The organism is Flavobacterium sp. Root420 (genome assembly GCF_001427905.1).
Classification (GTDB): Bacteria; Bacteroidota; Bacteroidia; order Flavobacteriales; family Flavobacteriaceae; genus Flavobacterium.
Genome location: NZ_LMEF01000012.1, coordinates 115,368 through 134,528 on the forward strand (window position 1 = coordinate 115,368; position 19,161 = coordinate 134,528).

Consider the following 19,161-nt stretch of genomic DNA (forward strand, 5'->3'; position numbering starts at 1 on the left):
ATTATTTTTTAGCAAAATCCGTCAGCAAATTTACCAATTTTTCGATTTTCTTTGGAGGAAAACCATTGTCGAAACCTGTCGTTTCGTATGTTTTTGGATTCTGAATTATTTTTAAATTTCCAATTGCCGCTCCATCATAAAATCGTTTTTCAGTTGGCGCTTTTAAAGTAGAAAGACTATCTAAATTTATTTTCTCAAATTCAGATACAATTTTATTCCATTTTGCATTATCTATTTCACTTACAATTGCTTCGGTATCTCTTCCATTTGTTACCGTCACTTTTTGATCTTTAACTACAATTCTTTTGTAAAGTCCTCGAGACATGGCTGTGTATTCAATTTGAGTTCCTGTCATATCTGTTTTTTTTTGGCTTGAACAGCTCGTTCCAATAAAAAGAATCAGGAGTAATAAAGATATCGTTCTCATAAAATGTGTTTTAGCTTAACATGGTTTTTGCTTTCTTAACGGCTTCAACCATTGCATCAATTTCTTCTTTAGTGTTGTAAAAAGAGAAAGAAGCACGAATAGTTCCCGGAATGCAGAAAAAGTTCATAATAGGTTGCGCACAATGGTGTCCTGTACGAACGGCGATTCCTAACTTATCAATAATAGAGCCGACATCGTAAGGATGAATTCCATCAATATTAAACGAAACGACAGAAGCTTTATTTTTTCCGGTTCCGTAAATTTTCAGGCCTTCGATTTCTAATAAACTTTTTGTCGCGTATGCTAATAATTCGTTTTCATATTGCTGAATATTTTCAAAACCAATATTATTTAAATAATCAATAGCGGTTCCAAGCACAATTCCACCAGCGATATTTGGAGTTCCGGCTTCAAATTTATGCGGAAGATCAGCATAAGTCGTTTTCTCGAAAGTCACTTCTTTGATCATTTCACCACCGCCCTGATAAGGAGGAAGTTTGTTTAACCACTTTTCTTTTCCGTATAAAATTCCGGTTCCGGTTGGACCACACATTTTATGTCCTGAAAAAGCATAAAAATCACAATCTAATTCCTGAACATTTGGCTTTAAATGCGGAACTGCCTGTGCGCCATCAATCAAAACGGCAGCACCAACGGCATGTGCTTTATCAATAATATATTTGATCGGATTTATGATTCCCAATGCGTTCGAAATATGATTTACCGTTACGACTTTTGTTTTTTCTGATAACAAAGCATCAAAAGCTTCCATGATCAATTCACCATTTTCGTTCATCGGAATCACTTTTAAAGTGGCTCCGGTTTTTTCGCATAACATTTGCCAGGGCACAATATTGCTATGGTGTTCTAAAGACGAAACAATTACTTCATCGCCCGATTTTAAAATCGAAGCAAAACCGTTCGTTACTAAATTGATTCCAAATGTTGTTCCTGAAGTAAACAGTACTTCGTGAGCAAATTTCGCATTAATATGTTGTTGCACTTTACCGCGAGACACCTCGTAAGCATCAGTAGCTAATTGACTTAATGTATGAACACCTCTATGAATGTTGGCATTTATTTCCTGATAATATTTCACTTCAGCGTCGATCACAATTTGTGGTTTTTGCGAAGTTGCTCCGTTGTCGAAATATACCAATGGTTTTCCGTTTACTTTTTGTGAAAGTATTGGAAATTCAGCTCTTATTTTTTGGATATCTAGCATGTCTTATTTAGAAAAATTCTATTTACAAAAGTACTAAAACTAAATTTGTTTCTACGGCAATTCGATAATTTCCTTTTATAGTGCCATCAATTGCAGGCTTAAATATTGATTCTTTAAAATTAGATTTGATTTTATAAATTATCTGAAATGGAAATCTAAATTAGATAGTAATATCGTGAACATAAATTATTTATATTGCATAAAAAATAGCTGTTATCATTATGAAAAAATTTCTCAAATTACTTGTGCTTGTCTTAGCTCTGGCATTTTTGTATTTCGGATTTACGACTTATCCGAAACTGGATTTGATTTCTGGTTTTTCTGCTAAAAGTGTCGCTTCCGGTCATTTTATGGATAATCGATCGTTAGATTTAATTCAGAAAACCGACAATGATATTGATATGATTGATTTGGCAACGAATTCAATCGATGAGGCCGGGAAGTTTGCTACTTCTGCTGTTTATGGTTTAAAAGAAAGAAAAGCGATTTACAGAGAAGGTTTAGGAGCAACTTTAATTAATGATGGGTTCGATGTTTCGAAACCTTATTTACTTCCGAAAAGAACCAAGTTAACCAATAATCTTCCTTTTCCTTACGGTAACAATGAACCAAAAGACACAGTATTTTCAAATGTTGATTATACAAAATTGAAAAGCGCTGTCGATGATTCATTTGATAAAAGTGGAGGAAAAGCAAAGAGAACACGCGCCGTTGTGGTTTTATATAAAGACAAATTGATCGCTGAAAAGTATGATACGGGTTTTAATAAAGACAGTAAAATTTTAGGCTGGTCAATGACAAAAAGTATCACAAGTTCTGCTTTTGGTGTTTTAGCCAAACAAGGAAAAATTGATATTTATAAACCGGCTCCAATTGCAGAATGGCAAAAAGACGATCGTAAAATTATTACGATTAATGATTTATTGCATATGAATTCTGGTTTAGAATGGGAAGAGAATTACAGCACGATTTGCGATGCGACAAAAATGCTTTTTCAGGCAGAAGATATGGGAAAAGTGCAAATGGATAAACCGGCACAATTTAAACCCAACACACATTGGAATTACTCGTCTGGAACAACCAATTTATTATCCCGAATCTTAAGAAGCCAGTTTAAAACGCAACAAGAATATCTTGATTTTTGGTACAGTGCTGTAATTGATAAAATTGGAATGAACTCGATGATAGTCGAACAAGATATGTCAGGAACTTTCGTTGGTTCATCTTACGGATGGGCAACACCAAGAGACTGGTCAAAATTTGGATTGTTATATCTTCATAAAGGGAACTGGAACGGAGAACAAATTTTAGATGAAAGCTGGGTTAAATATACGGCAACACCAACGAATACTTCTGAAGGAAAATATGGAGCACAGTTTTGGTTAAATGCCGGAGGGAAATTCCCGGACGTTCCTCGTGATATGTTTTACTGCAGTGGTTACCAAGGACAAATGGTAGCGATTATTCCGTCATTGGATATGGTAATTGTGAGAATGGGAGTGAGAGAGGGTGATAAAAGTTTTGATTTTAATGGGTTTTTGAAGGGGGTAATTGATAGTGTGAAGAAATAAGATTGTTTTATTCCTGCAAGGTTTCCAAAACCTTGTAGGTTTTATGTTTGCGTTTCGATGCCTACAAGGTTACGGAAACCTTGCAGGAGAGCATAAAAAAACCGATAAACTTAAAAAAGCTTATCGGTTTTTATTTTTTAAGAATAGAATTTTCTACAAATCAAATCCTAAATTCACGCCCAATTTCATGGCAATGATTTTAGTAATTCTTTGTTTTAATTCCGGTATTTTGATGCTTTCGATAACGGCATTTGAGAATGCGTACATCAATAAAGCTTTAGCTTCTTTTTTAGGAATACCACGAGATTGCATGTAGAACATTGCTGTTTCGTCTAATTGTCCAACAGTACAACCGTGAGAACATTTTACGTCGTCAGCAAAAATTTCTAATTGTGGCTTTGCGTTGATAGTGGCTTTGTCGCTCAATAAAATATTGTTGCTTTTTTGGAAAGCATTTGTTTTTTGAGCTTCTTTTTCTACCAAAACTTTTCCGTTGAAAACTCCAGTTGAACGATCAGAGAAAATTCCTTTATAATCCTGGAAACTTTCGCAATTTGGCGTTGCGTGGTTTACCAAAGTATAATGATCAACGTGTTGTTTTTCGCCAATGATTGTGATTCCGTTTAGTGTGCTTGTCAATCTCTCTCCAAAATGATAAAAGTTCAAATTGTTACGAGTCAGATTTCCTCCAAAAGAAAAGGTATGCACATAAACGTGGCTTTCCTGTTGTTGCGAAACGTAAGTGTTGTCAATTAAATTTGCTTCAAGATTGTCGTTTTGAATTTTGTAGTGATCTACAATTGCACGTTTTTGAGCAAAAATCTCTGTAACCGAATTGGTTAAAACCGGATTCTCATTCAAACTTTGGTGACGTTCGATAATTTGAACATGTGAATTCTCACCCACAATAATCAAATTTCTAGGCTGAACTAATAAAGCAGATTCATTTCCTGTTGAGAAATACATGATCTCAATAGGTTTGTCAGCGACTTTCTTTTGCGGAATATTGATAAAAGCCCCTTCACTTGCAAATGCAGTATTCAACGTAGTCAAACTTTCGTCTTTGCTTGCAATTTGGTTGAAGTATTTATCAATAATCATTTTATATTTTGGTTTGGTCAATGCCGATGACATCAAGCAAACATCAATTCCGTCATGTGTTGTAGAAGACAAGTGTGAACTAAAAACACCATCAATAAACACTAATTTATAAGTGTCAATTTCGTGTAAAAAGTATTTTTTTACATGGTTAAATTCGATTGCATTTTCCTGCTTAGGAAAAACCGTAAAGTCATTTTTTAAGATGGCGTTTAGGGATGTATATTTCCAGGCTTCTTCTTTTTTGGTTGGGAAACCTTTATTTTCGAAGTTTTTTAAGGCATTGGTGCGAATGTCATGTAAATCTGAATGTACATCGACACGCTCTTCAAAAGCCATAAAAGACGATACTAATTTTTCTTTTAAATCCATTTTCGTAGTTGTTTCCTTCGGAGTTTCAGGTTTCAAGTTTCAGGTTGATCTACTGGAACTTATTTCCTTTGAACTCTTTCTTATTGAGATAAGTGATAAAGTTTTTTATTTTACCACTTAAGTTTTCATAATCTGTTTTTAAAACTTCGAATTTTTGTTCTGAAATGTATTCAAAATCAAAAACTCTATAAAGTTGAGATCTTGTTTCTCCGGCCGAACCTTTTGCGATTGATAAAAATTGTCGAAATTCTAAATTTCCATCTCTTTCAAAACCTTCAGCAATATTATCCATTACTGAACCAGAAGAATCTTTTATTTGATTTTTAAATCTTAAATCTGATTTTAATTCTGTCTCAATAGCAATTGAGTGAATTTCTTTGCTAATCGTCGAGCTTCTTTCCAGATTTCTAAATCTTCAAATCTATTAATTGTTGCTATAATTTCTGTTTTATTATTTTAAGTTTAAACTTACAAAATACAGTTTAACTTGAAACTAAAAAAAACATGAAACTTGAAACAAAAAATTTAGTTTTCCGCTTTAATCCAGTCGTACCCTTTTTCTTCCAATTCGTAAGCCAATTCTTTTCCGCCTGATTTTACGATTCTTCCGTTGTAAAGAACGTGAACGAAATCAGGAACGATATAATCTAACAAACGTTGGTAGTGTGTGATCACGATAATCGCGTTTTTCTCGCTTTTCAATTTGTTAACTCCGTTAGCCACAATTCTTAAAGCATCGATGTCTAGACCAGAATCGGTTTCGTCAAGGATAGCCAATTTTGGTTCTAACATTGCCATTTGAAAAATCTCGTTTCTTTTTTTCTCTCCTCCGGAAAAACCTTCGTTTAAAGAACGAGATAAAAATTTACGGTCAATTTCTAATAATTCCGACTTCTCACGAATAACTTTTAGCATTTCGTTAGCCGGCATTTCTTCCTGACCGTTTGCTTTACGAGTTTCGTTGATAGCCGTTTTCATAAAGTTAGTTACACTTACTCCGGGAATTTCTACAGGATATTGAAACGAAAGGAAAACTCCTTTGTGTGCTCTTTCTTCAGGAGCCAGATCAGCAAGATCTTCTCCGTCAAGGAAAACTTGTCCGTCAGTAACTTCGTAGTTTTCGTTTCCGGCAATAACAGCCGAAAGTGTACTTTTTCCGGAACCGTTTGGTCCCATGATCGCGTGTACTTCGCCAGCTTTAACTTCTATATTAATTCCTTTAAGGATTTCTTTATCACCAATTCCGGCGTGAAGGTTTTTTATTGATAACATTGTTTTTTAATTTTTATATAAATGTCAATTCTATTTTTGTTGTTTGGTTTAGAATGTTGGCATTAAAATGCGCGTGTCCTAAATATTCCATGCCTAAATAATCGGCTGATTTTTTGAACGGGATGTAAAAGCTTTCTTCGATTTCATCGTCGTGCGAATTTGATATCACACCAATTTTCTTTCCTCTAAGTTTTCTTCCGGTTTCTTTTTCAATTCGGATTAAATCCGAAAAACGATCAAAGAAAACCTTCATTATTCCACTCATATTATACCAATATATTGGCGTTGCAAAAATTAAAGTGTCGTACTCTTCAAGTATTCTTCTTATTAAAGGAAGAAAATCATCTTCTTTGTTTTTGCTTTCGTAATCATAATAGGAAATATTATAATCACTCAGATTAATTACATCTATTTCGTGTTCTTTAGAAATCTCGTCTACAATTTTTGTTGTGTTTCCGTTTTTTCTGGATGAACCTAAAATGATTACTTTCTTACCTTCCATTTTCTAATTAACCTACAGAGCCTTCTAAAGAGATCTCTAATAATTTTTGAGCTTCAACAGCAAATTCCATTGGTAATTTGTTCAATACATCTTTACTGAAACCGTTTACAATTAAGGCAATCGCTTTTTCAGTTGGGATACCTCTTTGGTTACAATAAAAAACCTGATCTTCTCCAATTTTACTTGTAGTTGCTTCGTGCTCGATTTTAGCCGATGGATTTTTACTTTCGATATACGGGAAAGTATGTGCTCCGCAATTGTTGCCCATTAATAATGAATCACATTGCGAAAAGTTTCTGGCATTTTCAGCTCTAGGGCTAATTTGCACTAATCCACGGTAACTGTTTTGTGATTTACCAGCCGAAATACCTTTAGAAATAATAGTCGATTTAGTGTTTTTCCCTAAATGGATCATTTTGGTTCCAGTATCTGCTTGTTGGTAATTATTGGTAACGGCAATTGAATAAAATTCTCCTACCGAATTATCTCCTTTTAATATACATGAAGGATATTTCCAGGTTACAGCTGAACCTGTCTCAACTTGTGTCCATGAAATTTTAGCGTTTGTTTCGCATAAACCTCTTTTGGTTACGAAGTTATAAACTCCACCTTTTCCTTCCTTGTTTCCTGGGAACCAGTTTTGAACGGTAGAATATTTAATTTCTGCATCATCCAAAGCAATTAATTCAACTACAGCAGCGTGCAATTGGTTTTCGTCACGACTTGGAGCCGTACAGCCTTCAAGGTATGAAACATAACTTCCTGCATCAGCAATAACAAGTGTTCTTTCGAATTGTCCTGTTCCTGCCTGATTGATTCTGAAGTACGTTGAAAGTTCCATTGGGCAACGAACGCCTTTTGGGATATAACAGAAGCTTCCGTCAGAGAAAACCGCTGAATTTAATGCTGCGTAGAAGTTGTCTTTTTGAGGGACAACAGTTCCTAAATATTTTTTTACCAATTCAGGATGTTCTTTGATAGCTTCAGAAATCGGACAGAAAATGATTCCTTTTTCTCCCAATGTCTTTTTGAAAGTAGTAGCTACAGAAACAGAATCGACAACAATATCCATAGCGACATTGTTCATCATTTTTTGTTCATCGACAGAGATTCCTAACTTTTTGTACATTTCTAAAAGTTCCGGATCTACATCATCCAACGTTTTAGTAGGATCTACTTGTTTTGGAGCTGAATAATAAGAGATGGCTTGGAAATCTGGTTTTACATAATGAACATTTGCCCATTCCGGCTCAATCATTTCTTTCCAGGCACGGAAAGCTTCGATACGCCAATCGGTCATCCATTCCGGTTCTTCTTTTTTAAGAGAAATAGCTCGCACGATTTCTTCGTTTAAGCCAATAGGAAACGTCTCCGATTCAATATCGGTGTAAAACCCGTATTCGTATTCTTTAGTTTCGAGTTCGATTTTTAAATCGTCTTCTGTGTATTTGCTCATTGTTTTTTTATTGTCTTAAAGTTTTATTGTCTAAAGTTTGAAAGTCAATTGCAGTCTTTAAGATTTTCTGACTTTCGACTTTTGACTAAAGAGAGAATGATTCTCCACAACCACAAGTTCTGCTTGCATTTGGATTATTGAATACAAATCCTTTTCCGTTTAGCCCTCCAGAAAATTCTAAGATTGTTCCGGCTAAATAAAGAAATGATTTTTTCTCCACTGCAATTGTTATGTCGTTGTCTATAAATATTTTATCGTCTTCGCCTTTGGTTTTATCAAATTTTAAATCATATGACAAACCAGAGCATCCGCCACTTTTCACACCTACGCGTACATAGTCGTGTGCGGCATCAAAACCATCATCTTTCATCAAGTCGATGATTTTCTTTTTGGCTGTATCAGAAACTTTTATCATTGTATATTAGTATTTGTTTTTTCTTTCATTTTTAAATCACTTTTAAAATAGTAATCAAGAAACATTACATTTTTAAAGTACTGTGTTTCAATGTTCAAATGAAATTGTCTGCAAAGATACGACTTAAAAACCTTTTTCCATAACGGTTCACATTATTATAACAAATGTTAAAATAGATAGAAGTTATTTTGTTTTATAAAAATCTATTTTACTATAAACAAAACTTATTTTTTTAAGCATTTGAAATGAGTTCTTATTTTTATTTGAAATTTAGTAATAATGTTTGTTTTAAGTTAAAATACCGTATTTATACGTATTTCAGCTAATAAAATTGTAGTATTTTTGCGTAAAATTAGGAGTAATTATGAAAAAACATTATAAAAACGGGTGGGTAAAAACACTTTTTGCACTATTATTTGTTTTTGGATTAGGTGCTACATTTTATATTTTTAGTAAAGAGTCAGGTCTTGATTTTAATTTGTCTAAAAATATAACAGATAAAAAACAAAATACAATACTAAGTGAGCGCGAACTCGCTCAAAAAGATATACTAGATTCTTTAAATATTCTAAAATTGGCCTATGATGTTGCAATTTTAGAGAAGACATCATTATCGCAGCAATTAGAAATTGAGAAAAGAAATGTTGAAAATCTGATGGAAATCATCAGAGCATCACAGGATCCTTCGACAGAACAAATAGTGTTGTATCGCAAGCAACTTTCTGACCTGAGGCTTTCACTAACTTCCAATGTTGTGGAAGTTAAAAAACTAAAGTCTCAAAATAAAAATTTATTAACTGAAATTGAGAATCAAAATGTGGTTATGTATCAACAAAAGGCTGAAAATGACACTTTAGTTTCTAAACAAAAAAAGTTGGAATCAACTTTAAAAGATGCTTCAAAACTAACAATGAATAATTTTAAGGCGGTGGCACTTCTTGAGAAAAAATCCGGAAAAGAACTGGAAACAGATAGAGCCAAAAATGCTCAAAAGCTCAAAGTAAGTTTTACCATAAATGGAAATTCGATTGCAAAAACTGGAAAAAGAATTTTTTATGTTCAGGTTTTGGATCAAAAAAATAATGTTTTAGGAGAAAATAAACTAATCGAATTTGGAAATGATAAAGCTTTAGTTTACAGTTTTATAGTAACAGTTGATTTCCAGGGAAAACCAGCAAATGTATATGGAATTCTGAATTGTGATGAAAGTCATTTTCCAAAGGGAACTTATTTTGTCAACTTCTTCGACAAACAGGAAATTTTCGGAAACACTTCGATTACACTGGAATAAAACTCTTGTAAAGATTTTAGGGAAAAATTTCTAGTATAAGGAAATTGGATTTCCTAGATTTGTTCTATAAGAAATTTACTCTCATGAAACTTTACCCAATAGAATCCGGAAATTTTAAATTAGACGGAGGTGCTATGTTTGGTGTTGTTCCTAAAACAATTTGGAATAAAACCAATCCGGCCGATGCGAACAATTTAATTGATATTGCAGCACGTTGTTTGCTTATTGAAGATCAAAATCGCCTGATTTTGATTGATACGGGAATGGGAGACAAACAATCAGAGAAATTTTTTGGTTATTACTCGCTTTGGGGATCACATTCGATTGATAAATCGCTCGCAAAATATGGTTTTCAGCGAGATGATATTACCGATGTTTTTATGACACATTTACACTTTGACCATTGTGGCGGAAGTGTACAATGGAATGCTGATAAAACCGGATATGAGCCTGCGTTTAAAAATGCTACATATTGGACAAATGAAAATCATTGGGAATGGGCAACCAAACCAAATCTAAGGGAAAAAGCTTCTTTTTTATCCGAAAATATTTTACCGATGCAGGAAAGTGGGCAATTGAATTTTATAAAACGCCCTGATGTTGATTTTGGACCCGAGGACGAAGGACGAACTGGCGTAGCATTTTCTGAAGAAATGAATTTCGGAATTTTTTATGTTGATGGCCATACCGAAAAACAGATGATTCCGCATATTCAATATAACGATAAAACGATTGTTTTTTGTGCCGATTTATTGGCGACAGCCGGGCATATTCCGCTTCCATATGTAATGGGTTATGACACCCGACCTTTATTGACCATGCCTGAAAAGTCAAAATTACTAAACGCCGCCGCTGATCAAAATTATTATTTATTTCTGGAGCACGATGCTCATAACCAAATCATAACTGTAGAACATACTGAAAAAGGTGTTCGATTAAAAGAGGTCTTCACTTGTGAAGATATTTTCTAAATTTTTTTAGAGTTAAATAATTGTAGGGTTTTTTTTAGGTTTTTAAAGAAGAAAAGCCCTGTTTTTTATTTAAGTAAAATCTGTACTTCATCAATGCATTAACAGGATTATTTAGGTTAATTTCTACTAAAATTTGTAATAAATAAATTTTTATAACTGTCTGATTGATTACGCTTTAGGATTGTGTAAAATTAATGCGAACTTCATTCTTTTACAGGGTTTTAAAGTTGCTTTTTTAAAATATTATAAATAGGTTTGTAGCTCAAAATTATTAATAATTAACCTATGAAAAAAATCATTACTTTTATTTTATTCATGTCTATTTTTAGCTCCAAAGCCCAGAAAGTAGATTTGGATCGTTTTTACTTTAACGTCAGTTATCAAATTCTTCCAAAAGAGCCAGTGTCTTTCGAAAAAAGAACTTTTTCTTCGAGAGTAAGATTAGGTGGAGCTTTACAAAGCTACATAGATCCAATCAGTCTAAATGACAAGATTAATATATTTGGCTGGAAAAAAGTAGAGGAAAATGGGACAGTTGACATTGAACTTAATTTAGAAGATTTTGTCGAAAGTGGTGCTTCTCCTCAAACCAGAGTTGATGAAAAGAAAGACAAAGACGGACGAGTGACCAGCAGAACAGAATACTATTCTGTTACATCAACGTATGCTGCCAGAGGTTATGCTAAAATAAAAGGGCCACATACACCAACCGAAACAGATGCAAAAGTTCAGGCAGAAAAAACGATACAAGCTGCTGCACCAACCAATAGATTTTTGAAAAACGCTATTGTTAAAAAAGATACTACAGCTGTTACTGATGGTTATAACATTAGTTTTAACGGAACATTAGAGTATAAGTCAAAAGAGTATACAGATCCTTCTGCACCAATGAAGGAATTTCGTCTAAACAGAGGTGCGATCCGTGACCAAAAACTTAGAGAATTTGCAGACAATTCATTAAATAGTTTTAATTCGAATATCAATTATACTTACGGATTTAAGCCTAAAAATGATAACGAGATTCTTTGGATTTTGGATGCTAAAAGCGATGAAGGAAATGCTCAAATTGAAGCAATACAAGCAGTTAAGGCTTTGTTTGCTACTATGAAGGCTGATGAGCCAATAGATGATTTAAAATCAAACATGCAGCCTTTAATTGAATATTTTGATTCTTTGAAAACGAAATATCCGGAAGACAACAAACCTTCTCGTAAATTGAGATATTCTGCTTACTATAATTTGGCTGTGATTTATATAATGTTAGATCAGCCAGAGAAAGCGATTGCTGAATCTGAAAAATTAATTGCTAATGATTATGATAAAAGCGACGGAAAAGGTTTAATCGAAAAAGCTAATAAATTAATTGCAAGTTTTAAAGCGTCGAAATTAAATACCACACATAACCCAGCCCTTAAATAGAAATACATGAAAAACATTACAAAAATTATTTTATTACTGGTACTTACTGGTATAAATCAAACTGTTTGTGGTCAGATGACTTCAATGGCTTTTGGTAAGACGACTGCCGTTACAAACAGATTAAATTTACGTGGACCTGTTCCACCAGTAGACACTAAGTACGGAAAGTATAAATCATACCAAATGGTTTTAGACCTGTCTCCAGGTTTAGAAAGCAGTTTTAATCTTAGAAAACTACCTTTTTCTGCAGAAAAATTCAATGAAAGCTTTGCAATCTCAGGTTTAAAAAAATCTAACGATGGAGATTTTAAAATCAAATACAATTTAACTCGTTATGAGCTAATACACGACGAGGATTATTTAGAAACTTATTACCAAAAAGCACCGGCTTATTATATTGGTTTAGAGTCTAATTTAGAAATCTCAGATAAATCAGGAAAGGTAATTTACAAAAGATATACTACTCCTAAAGTATGTATGTTTGTTACAAATCCATCAGATACTTATGACAATTTAGCCTTTAAAATATTAAGTGATAATTTTAATGCGATGATTGCTGAGTTTGAAGGATTCTATTTGTACGGTCCGGCGATTAACAAATTAAAATATGTTGATCTTGAAAAGAAGAAAAAATCAAAATCTACTTTTAATGTAGACGAGTTCAATCAATCTGTTCAGGTTTTGCCAACTTTAGTTGATGTAGACAGAGAAAATTGGGCAGATTTATTTGGAGAAGCACAAAAATATTGGTTAGAATATGTGAACTTTCAAGATAAAGAAGATGAAGATTTAGCTAAAAAAATAAGATTTAGTGCCAACTATAATCTAGTTGCTACTTATATTCTTTTAGGAAATGTTGATGAGGCAAATAAATATATGCTTGGAGTAAAAGAAAATGAAAAAAGCTTTTTAGGTATGAGAGATGATTATCCTTACTTAACACGTGTAATCGAAGATATTGATAAATATAAAAAGATTACTGAAAAAGCATTTACAATTGAAGCTATTCAGGCAGAGCCAGTTTTGGCTGCTTACAAAAAATCACCTAATGCGTTTAAATATGCTGAGTTTGACGGTGAAGTTTTAGACGTAGATGCAAAAGTTTTTAAAGGTAAAGTTAGAATTATCAGTGATTTTCCAGAATTGGTAGATTTGAGAACAGAACAAACAGTGTCTGGTTTTAGAGCTATGATGGACGGTATTGGTTCAGAAAAAAGCAGTGTTAGAATCTATATTGACGGACAGAAAAAACCTGAGAAAACAAATTTGAAAAAGGTTGTTAACATTAAAGATAATGAAGGCAGAATGTACATTGTAGGTAAAGCTGGAAGAGGAGTGCCTCTAGTATCATTAGGTGATAAAGTGGAAACCAATACAAAAAGATATTCATTGTTCGAAGAAGTTAAAAAAGGAGGTAAAGTTTCATTGTATCATGAATTCTTTCCACAGGATGATTATTCTTTGAAAAAACCAGCTCAGGATGAATTCTTTAGTCCACCGGTTTTCCTTGGAAGAAGAAAAGCATTAAGAGAATATTTTTCTGATTGTCCACAAATGATCGAAAGCATTGATAAAGGTGCTTATGACTTTGAAAACAAAGAAACGTATATCAAAATGTTTGATGATTATACTAAATTATGTGGTAACTCATAATTCTGTTTCAGAAATATTTTAAGAAAGGGCTGTCATTTAGACGGCCCTTTTTTATGTGTTTAAATTAGAAGAGATCGTAATAATTCTAATTTCGACTCACCTGTTGTCCAAAAAACATAATTGTTTTTTGGAGTACCGCCTTTAGGTTTGTTATCAAAATTATAAACCAAGGAACATTTAATGTAGAAATCAAGAGGTAAATCGTATTTTGTGCCGAGGTTAAAAGTCGATATGAAATCTTTTATTTTGTAGGGTTTGGAAAATATAAAAAAAATCCCATTTTCAACTGAATGAAATGGGATTTTTTATTGTAACTAAATTGTAATTTTTAAATTCTAATTGGTCTTAAACTTCCAAACCTGACCAATAGTTTCTCCTCCTTTATTGTCTTTTACAACAACACTCCAGTAATATTGTTTTGTAGGTTCAACAGCGGTAGTGACCGTAAGTGCCGAGATGTTATCGCCAATTTTTGCAGTTGGCGGATTGGTTGTTCCAAAATAAACATCATAAGTAAGTATATCGACAGTATCAACATCAGATGCTGTCCAACTTAGTGTTGCTGTTGCAGTATTTATTACACTGTTTATTGCTGGTAATCCTATCGTTGGTGAAAAAGGCAAATGATTTACCACAGCTACACCAGCAGTATAAAATTTATAAGTTGCTGTATAAGCACTTGCCAAACCTTTAGCATCTGTTGCTTTTACTCTCCAATAATAGGCAGTATTTTTATCTAACGTAGCAGTATTGGTAAGGCTGGATGTTCCGTCAAGAGTGGATACAATTTGAGTAAACCCATTATCTTTTGCAACCTGAATTTGATAAACAACAGCGTCTTTTTCGGTATCAGTGGCCTGGTTCCATTGAAAAACAACAGTATTGTCTAAACATAATTTATTATCTGTCGGACTTGCTAATACAGGTACGGTTGGAGCAGTGTTTACCGGGGCAACAGGATCGTCGTCGCCACCGCTTCCGCAGGCTGAAAATAGTAAACCAATGATTGATAGGTATATAAAATTCTTCATCTTTATTTTTTTATGATTTTAATGTGTTCTGGAGTTTCTAAATAGATTTTGGCTGCATAAATTCCTGATGGTTGATTTTCAAGATTTAATTTTGCAGTTCCATTTTCGATAGTATAGGTTTTGCTTGAAACTAATTGACCTCCAAAATTGTATAATTCAATTACAACTTCATTTTTGTCAGTTGGTATTTCAATCTCAAAGCTTCCACTAGTTGGATTCGGATAAGCAGAAAGAATTGTTCCTAAGATCTCTGTTGTTTTAACCTTTTTAGCATAAACTCCTTCACAAGCTTTTGCAGTTGCAACTTCGATTAATCCTCCTTCGCTAAGTTCTAATGAGAAATTAGAATCTGTTGTTTGAAACTGTTCTGCTCCGTCAACAAAAACTGTAAAAGGCGCAGTTCCTTCAGTAATTTCGATATCTACTTTTTTAGATGTAATACTAGATTTTCCAGCAATTGTAGCTCCTTTTGCAATTGTTACATTGAAGTTTTGCTCGAAAATCATATTAGGAATAGTAATCTTGATTTTGTAAACACCCGGAGCTAAAGTAACTTTTAAACTATTGTTTGTAAAAGTATAAGGCTTGTCATTAACGGTGGCAACATAGTCAAATGCTGTTTTGGCTACAATACTTATTTCTCCATTGTTTTCACCAAGGCAAGACTCGCCTTTGGTTTCTATAGCAAAATTGTTTGCCGGTAAAGTTAATTCTCCGGTGCATTCTGTGTTGTAAGTTACATACGCATCTTTGCTATTTGACCAATTGGTATTAGAATATGCAATGTCATCAACAAGAACACAATATAATTTTGGATTTGTATAAAGCGTGATATTTCCGTTCTTTATCAATGTGTTTTTACCATTTCTTAAATTCAGGCTTGTTAATTGGTTACTAGTTACACTTAAGAATGTTAAAGCTGGGTTTTGTGATACATCAAGTGTATTTAAAGTATTTTCAGATATTCTTAGAATTTTTAAAGCAGCATTTTTAGAAACATCCAAACTTGATATTTTGTTAGATGATACTTCCAATGTGTTCAATAATTTATTGTTAGAAATATTTAAACTTGTTAAATTATTCGAAACTGCCAGCAAAGATGTTAATGCTACGTTTGATGATAAATCTAGCGTGTTCACTTTATTATAATTAATACTTAAAGAAGTAAGGTTTGTGTTTTTCGAAACATCTAAACTTGTTAACTGATTATTAGTACTTACCAAGCTAACTAGATTTGTATTTTTTGAAACATCAATAGTTGTTAATTGATTAAGTGAAACGTTTAAATCAGTCAATGCTGCATTTTTTGAAACATCTATTGTTGTCAATTTATTAAAAGATACATCAAAATCTTTTAATACTGTATTTTGAGATACATCTATAGTGGCTAATAAATTGTTAGAAATTAAAAGTTTCGTTAAAGCTGTGTTTTTCGAAATATCTAAAACGGCTAGTTTATTTCTATAAAGAGATGCACTGTTTAATGCTATATTTTGTGAAATATCCAATGCTGTTATCTCATTTGTAGAACAATCTAAAGATTGTAGATTTGAATTTTTTGTTATGTTTAACGAGACTAATTTGTTATCAGAACATCTTAGTGTTTTTAAACTTAAATTTTTAGAAAGATCCAATGTCGTAATTGCATTATAAGCACAGTTAAGCGACTCTAATGCTATGAAATCCTGTATACCTGTTAAGTCTGCAATTTTCGCTGTTGGCGCATAAACGCTTAAAGAAGTCAGGTTCGAAATACTCCCAGTCCTTATTTTTCCATTTTTACCATCTTTATCAATTTGGCTTGCAATTAAAAGATCTTCAAAATTAGGGTCAGGAATCAAGGTATAAGTTGGTTCAGCACAAGCGCTTATAGAAAATGTAGCAGATGCGTCTTTTTTTGTAGTCCAATTTGCTTTAGAGTAATTTTCGTCATCAACAACTATACAATTCAAAATTGGATTTTTAAGAAAACTTAAATCTGCAGTTACTAGCAATGTGTTTTTCCCGTTTTTTAAATTTAAATCTGTTAAATAATCCGAATCTGCACATTTTAATGTTGTAATCAAATAGTTTTTAGAAAGATCAAAAGAAGCAAACTGATTTTTTCCACAATCTAAAGTAGTTAAAGCTTGATTTTTTGAAACGTCTAAAGTTTTTAAAGCATTCTCATAACAACTCAAAGTGATTAATTTTGCATTGACTGAAGCGTCAAAGCTTGTAACTTTATTATATCCAAAATCAATTGTTGTTAATTCAGGATTTTTTGACGTATTAAACGCAGTAAGACTGTTTCTGGAAGCTATAACGCTTTTTAAGTTAGGCGAATTAGAAATATCCAAAGAAGCTAAACTATTATTATTACATTTTAACGTAGTTAAAGCAATGTTTTTAGAAATATTCAGACTTGTTAACCAATTCTGATTACAGGTTAAATCTGTTAAATTTAAATTACTGGAAACATCTAAAGAAGCAATTTTATTACCAACTAATTCTAATTTAGTTAACATTAAATTTTTAGAAACATTTAAAGTTGTAAGCTGATTAAAAGAGCAGTTCAATCCTGTAATGTTTGTATTTTGTGACAGGTCTAAAGAAGTAAGTTTATTTCCGCTTAAATTTACACTTGTTAAAGCGGTATTGTTAGAAAGATCTAAAGAAGTTAAATTATTTGAAGACAGGCTTAAATCTATTAATGCCAAACAACTAGAAATGTTTAAAGTTTCTAAAACTCCACTTGTACAATTTAATTTTTTAATTTTTGTGTTTTTTGAAAGATCCAGGTTTTTTATTAAAGATCTGCTGTTTGGAGGTAATGATAATTCTTCAAGTGCAGCAAAATCTTCAATACCAGTCAGAGTGCTAATTTGAGGATCAGAGCTGCCTGTATATAATGATACGCTGGTAATAGTAGCAATTTTACTTGTAATAACTTTTCCATCTATTGTACCATCAACTCCTATGGCAACTAAATGCTTCTCAAAATTTGGGTCTGGTATTAAGGTGTATTTTGGTTCTTCGCATACAGTCTCAGAAAAATTAGTAGTAGCATCTTTAAAAGTGGCCCATTTTGTAGTAGCATCTGATACGTTATCAACAAGTATACAGCTTAAGTTACCGATGCTTTTTAGATTTATTACCGTGATAATGCTGTTTTGCCCGTTTTTTAAGTTCAATTGCTTTAAAGAATTATTATTGTTGCACTGTACACTTGTAAGCAAAGTATTTTTAGAAAGATCTAAAGAGGTAATCTTGGTGCTTGAACAGCTCAATGTAGTTAAAGCTTTATTTGTAGAAAGGTCTAATGTTTCTATAGGGTTTCCATCACATCTTAAAGATGTTAATTTTGGGTGTTTTGAAGCATCAAAACTAGCAATTTTGTTAGAATAGAAATCAATTTTTGATAATTCAGGATTGTTTGAAGTATCTAATGTAGTGAGGAGATTTGAAGAACAAACTAAATTTTGTAAATTAACTAATTTAGAAACGTCAAGAGTCGTTAGTTTGTTATTATTACAATCTAAAGAAGTTAAAAGTAAATTTTTAGAAAGATCTAAATTTGTTAAGCCGGTACCATAACAATCTAAATTTGTTAATTCTGGATTATTTGAGAGATCCAGAGTACCAAGATTAAAATTTTGGCCACAGCTTAGCGACTTTAACTTAGTGTTTTTAGAAACATTTAAAGTTGTAAGCTTATTCCAATATACGCCTAATGAAGTTAACTCTGTAAAATCTTGAATTCCGGTAAGATCTACAATGTAACTATCGCCAATATTTAAAGATCTTATCGTATTCACATTGTTAGTTAATACTTTTCCATCCGGGGTACCTGAATCAATTCCTAAGCTAATAAGTTTTTTTTCAAAATTCAAATCAGGAATTAGTGTGTATTGTTCTGTACCCTGAACGTAAACTTCAACGTGATCAATTAAAACTTTAAAAGGTTTATTGTCAAAACTGAAGGTAGAAATGGATAATTCATACGACATGTCTGAATCTGCTGTAAAAGTTGTTTCTTTTTCAGTCCATGCATTATTTGTTGCAAAAGTACTGCTAGAGATAGAACTGGCACTTCCGTTTTGTGATATTTTTAATGCAATAGGATGATCGCCACTATAGTTGTCACTTACATACTTGTAATCAAATTTTACTGTATAGGTTACCCCAGCTTTCAGTGGAACAAGAGCAGTGATCTTTGGGGGCAAAGTAGCATTCACTAATGTTAGTTCTGCACTATAAACATTTACAGAGTTAGGACCATTCCAGTATCTTGCGATACTATTTTGACTTGTCCAATTTTCAGCTGTTGTAGTGTTCGTCCAGTTTTCAAAATTTGGATTCGGAACTAAACTAGTTTGCGCATAAATAGAAAAATTTGCCAATAAAATCAATAAGAGTAGTTTTGTTTTCATAGAATAAGTTTATGATTCGGTCGCGCAAGTGTACAGGTTTTAAACT

General features: G+C 32.7%; 14 protein-coding genes and 1 pseudogene. 5 read left to right on the forward strand and 10 right to left on the reverse strand.

The features are described from left to right. Position 1: 1 nt before the first annotated feature. Together ASC72_RS08240 and ASC72_RS08245 are read right to left on the reverse strand one after the other, a co-directional pair. Complete coding sequence (locus ASC72_RS08240; RefSeq protein ID WP_056189570.1) at positions 2-427, reverse strand: hypothetical protein; 426 nt, start codon at positions 425-427, stop codon at positions 2-4. A gap of 10 nt (positions 428-437) precedes the next feature. Beyond that, positions 438-1,652: an aminotransferase class V-fold PLP-dependent enzyme gene (locus ASC72_RS08245; RefSeq protein WP_056189573.1), complete on the reverse strand. Its 1,215-nt coding sequence runs from the start codon at positions 1,650-1,652 to the stop codon at positions 438-440. A 221-nt stretch (positions 1,653-1,873) separates the two neighbouring features. On the opposite strand from ASC72_RS08245, the gene ASC72_RS08250 reads away from it, so the two are divergent. Then, positions 1,874-3,223, forward strand: a complete 1,350-nt coding sequence (locus ASC72_RS08250) for a serine hydrolase (protein WP_056189577.1) — start codon at positions 1,874-1,876, stop codon at positions 3,221-3,223. Between the two features lie 153 nt (positions 3,224-3,376). Here ASC72_RS08250 and sufD read toward each other — a convergent pair whose 3' ends face one another. The 6 genes and pseudogenes from sufD to ASC72_RS08280 form a co-directional block, all read right to left on the reverse strand. Next, the gene (sufD, locus tag ASC72_RS08255; protein ID WP_056189581.1) at positions 3,377-4,693 is read right to left on the reverse strand and encodes a Fe-S cluster assembly protein SufD; all 1,317 of its coding nucleotides are present in this window, start codon (positions 4,691-4,693) and stop codon (positions 3,377-3,379) included. A 49-nt stretch (positions 4,694-4,742) separates the two neighbouring features. After that, positions 4,743-5,131 (reverse strand): annotated as a pseudogene (locus ASC72_RS08260) (four helix bundle protein). A gap of 87 nt (positions 5,132-5,218) precedes the next feature. Continuing rightward, the gene (sufC, locus tag ASC72_RS08265) at positions 5,219-5,965 is read right to left on the reverse strand and encodes a Fe-S cluster assembly ATPase SufC (protein WP_056189584.1); all 747 of its coding nucleotides are present in this window, start codon (positions 5,963-5,965) and stop codon (positions 5,219-5,221) included. Positions 5,966-5,978: 13 nt separating this feature from the next. Beyond that, a complete protein-coding gene (locus ASC72_RS08270) occupies positions 5,979-6,467 on the reverse strand; it encodes a flavodoxin family protein (RefSeq protein ID WP_056189587.1) in 489 nt (162 codons plus the stop codon). Between the two features lie 7 nt (positions 6,468-6,474). Continuing rightward, positions 6,475-7,923 (reverse strand): Fe-S cluster assembly protein SufB, encoded by a 1,449-nt coding sequence (gene sufB / locus ASC72_RS08275; protein WP_056189590.1) that lies wholly within the window; start codon positions 7,921-7,923, stop codon positions 6,475-6,477. A gap of 85 nt (positions 7,924-8,008) precedes the next feature. Next, positions 8,009-8,338, reverse strand: a complete 330-nt coding sequence (locus ASC72_RS08280) for an iron-sulfur cluster assembly accessory protein (protein WP_007809160.1) — start codon at positions 8,336-8,338, stop codon at positions 8,009-8,011. 364 nt (positions 8,339-8,702) lie between these two features. Here ASC72_RS08280 and ASC72_RS08285 point away from each other — a divergent pair, with 364 nt between their 5' ends. The 4 genes from ASC72_RS08285 to ASC72_RS08300 all read left to right on the forward strand — a co-directional run bounded on the left by ASC72_RS08285 (position 8,703) and on the right by ASC72_RS08300 (position 13,672). Then, on the forward strand, positions 8,703-9,629 hold the full coding sequence (locus ASC72_RS08285; RefSeq protein WP_056189593.1) for a hypothetical protein: 927 nt from the start codon (positions 8,703-8,705) through the stop codon (positions 9,627-9,629). A gap of 83 nt (positions 9,630-9,712) precedes the next feature. After that, on the forward strand, positions 9,713-10,600 hold the full coding sequence (locus tag ASC72_RS08290; protein WP_056189595.1) for an MBL fold metallo-hydrolase: 888 nt from the start codon (positions 9,713-9,715) through the stop codon (positions 10,598-10,600). Positions 10,601-10,885: 285 nt separating this feature from the next. After that, complete coding sequence (locus ASC72_RS08295) at positions 10,886-12,019, forward strand: hypothetical protein (protein WP_056189598.1); 1,134 nt, start codon at positions 10,886-10,888, stop codon at positions 12,017-12,019. Positions 12,020-12,025: 6 nt separating this feature from the next. Further along, positions 12,026-13,672, forward strand: coding sequence for a hypothetical protein (locus ASC72_RS08300; RefSeq protein ID WP_056189601.1), 1,647 nt, complete (start codon positions 12,026-12,028; stop codon positions 13,670-13,672). A 335-nt stretch (positions 13,673-14,007) separates the two neighbouring features. Here ASC72_RS08300 and ASC72_RS08305 read toward each other — a convergent pair whose 3' ends face one another. Together ASC72_RS08305 and ASC72_RS08310 are read right to left on the reverse strand one after the other, a co-directional pair. Beyond that, a complete protein-coding gene (locus tag ASC72_RS08305) occupies positions 14,008-14,703 on the reverse strand; it encodes a hypothetical protein (protein ID WP_056189604.1) in 696 nt (231 codons plus the stop codon). Positions 14,704-14,705: 2 nt separating this feature from the next. Continuing rightward, positions 14,706-19,115, reverse strand: a complete 4,410-nt coding sequence (locus tag ASC72_RS08310) for a T9SS type A sorting domain-containing protein (protein ID WP_056189607.1) — start codon at positions 19,113-19,115, stop codon at positions 14,706-14,708. Between the last annotated feature and the right edge of the window lie 46 nt (positions 19,116-19,161).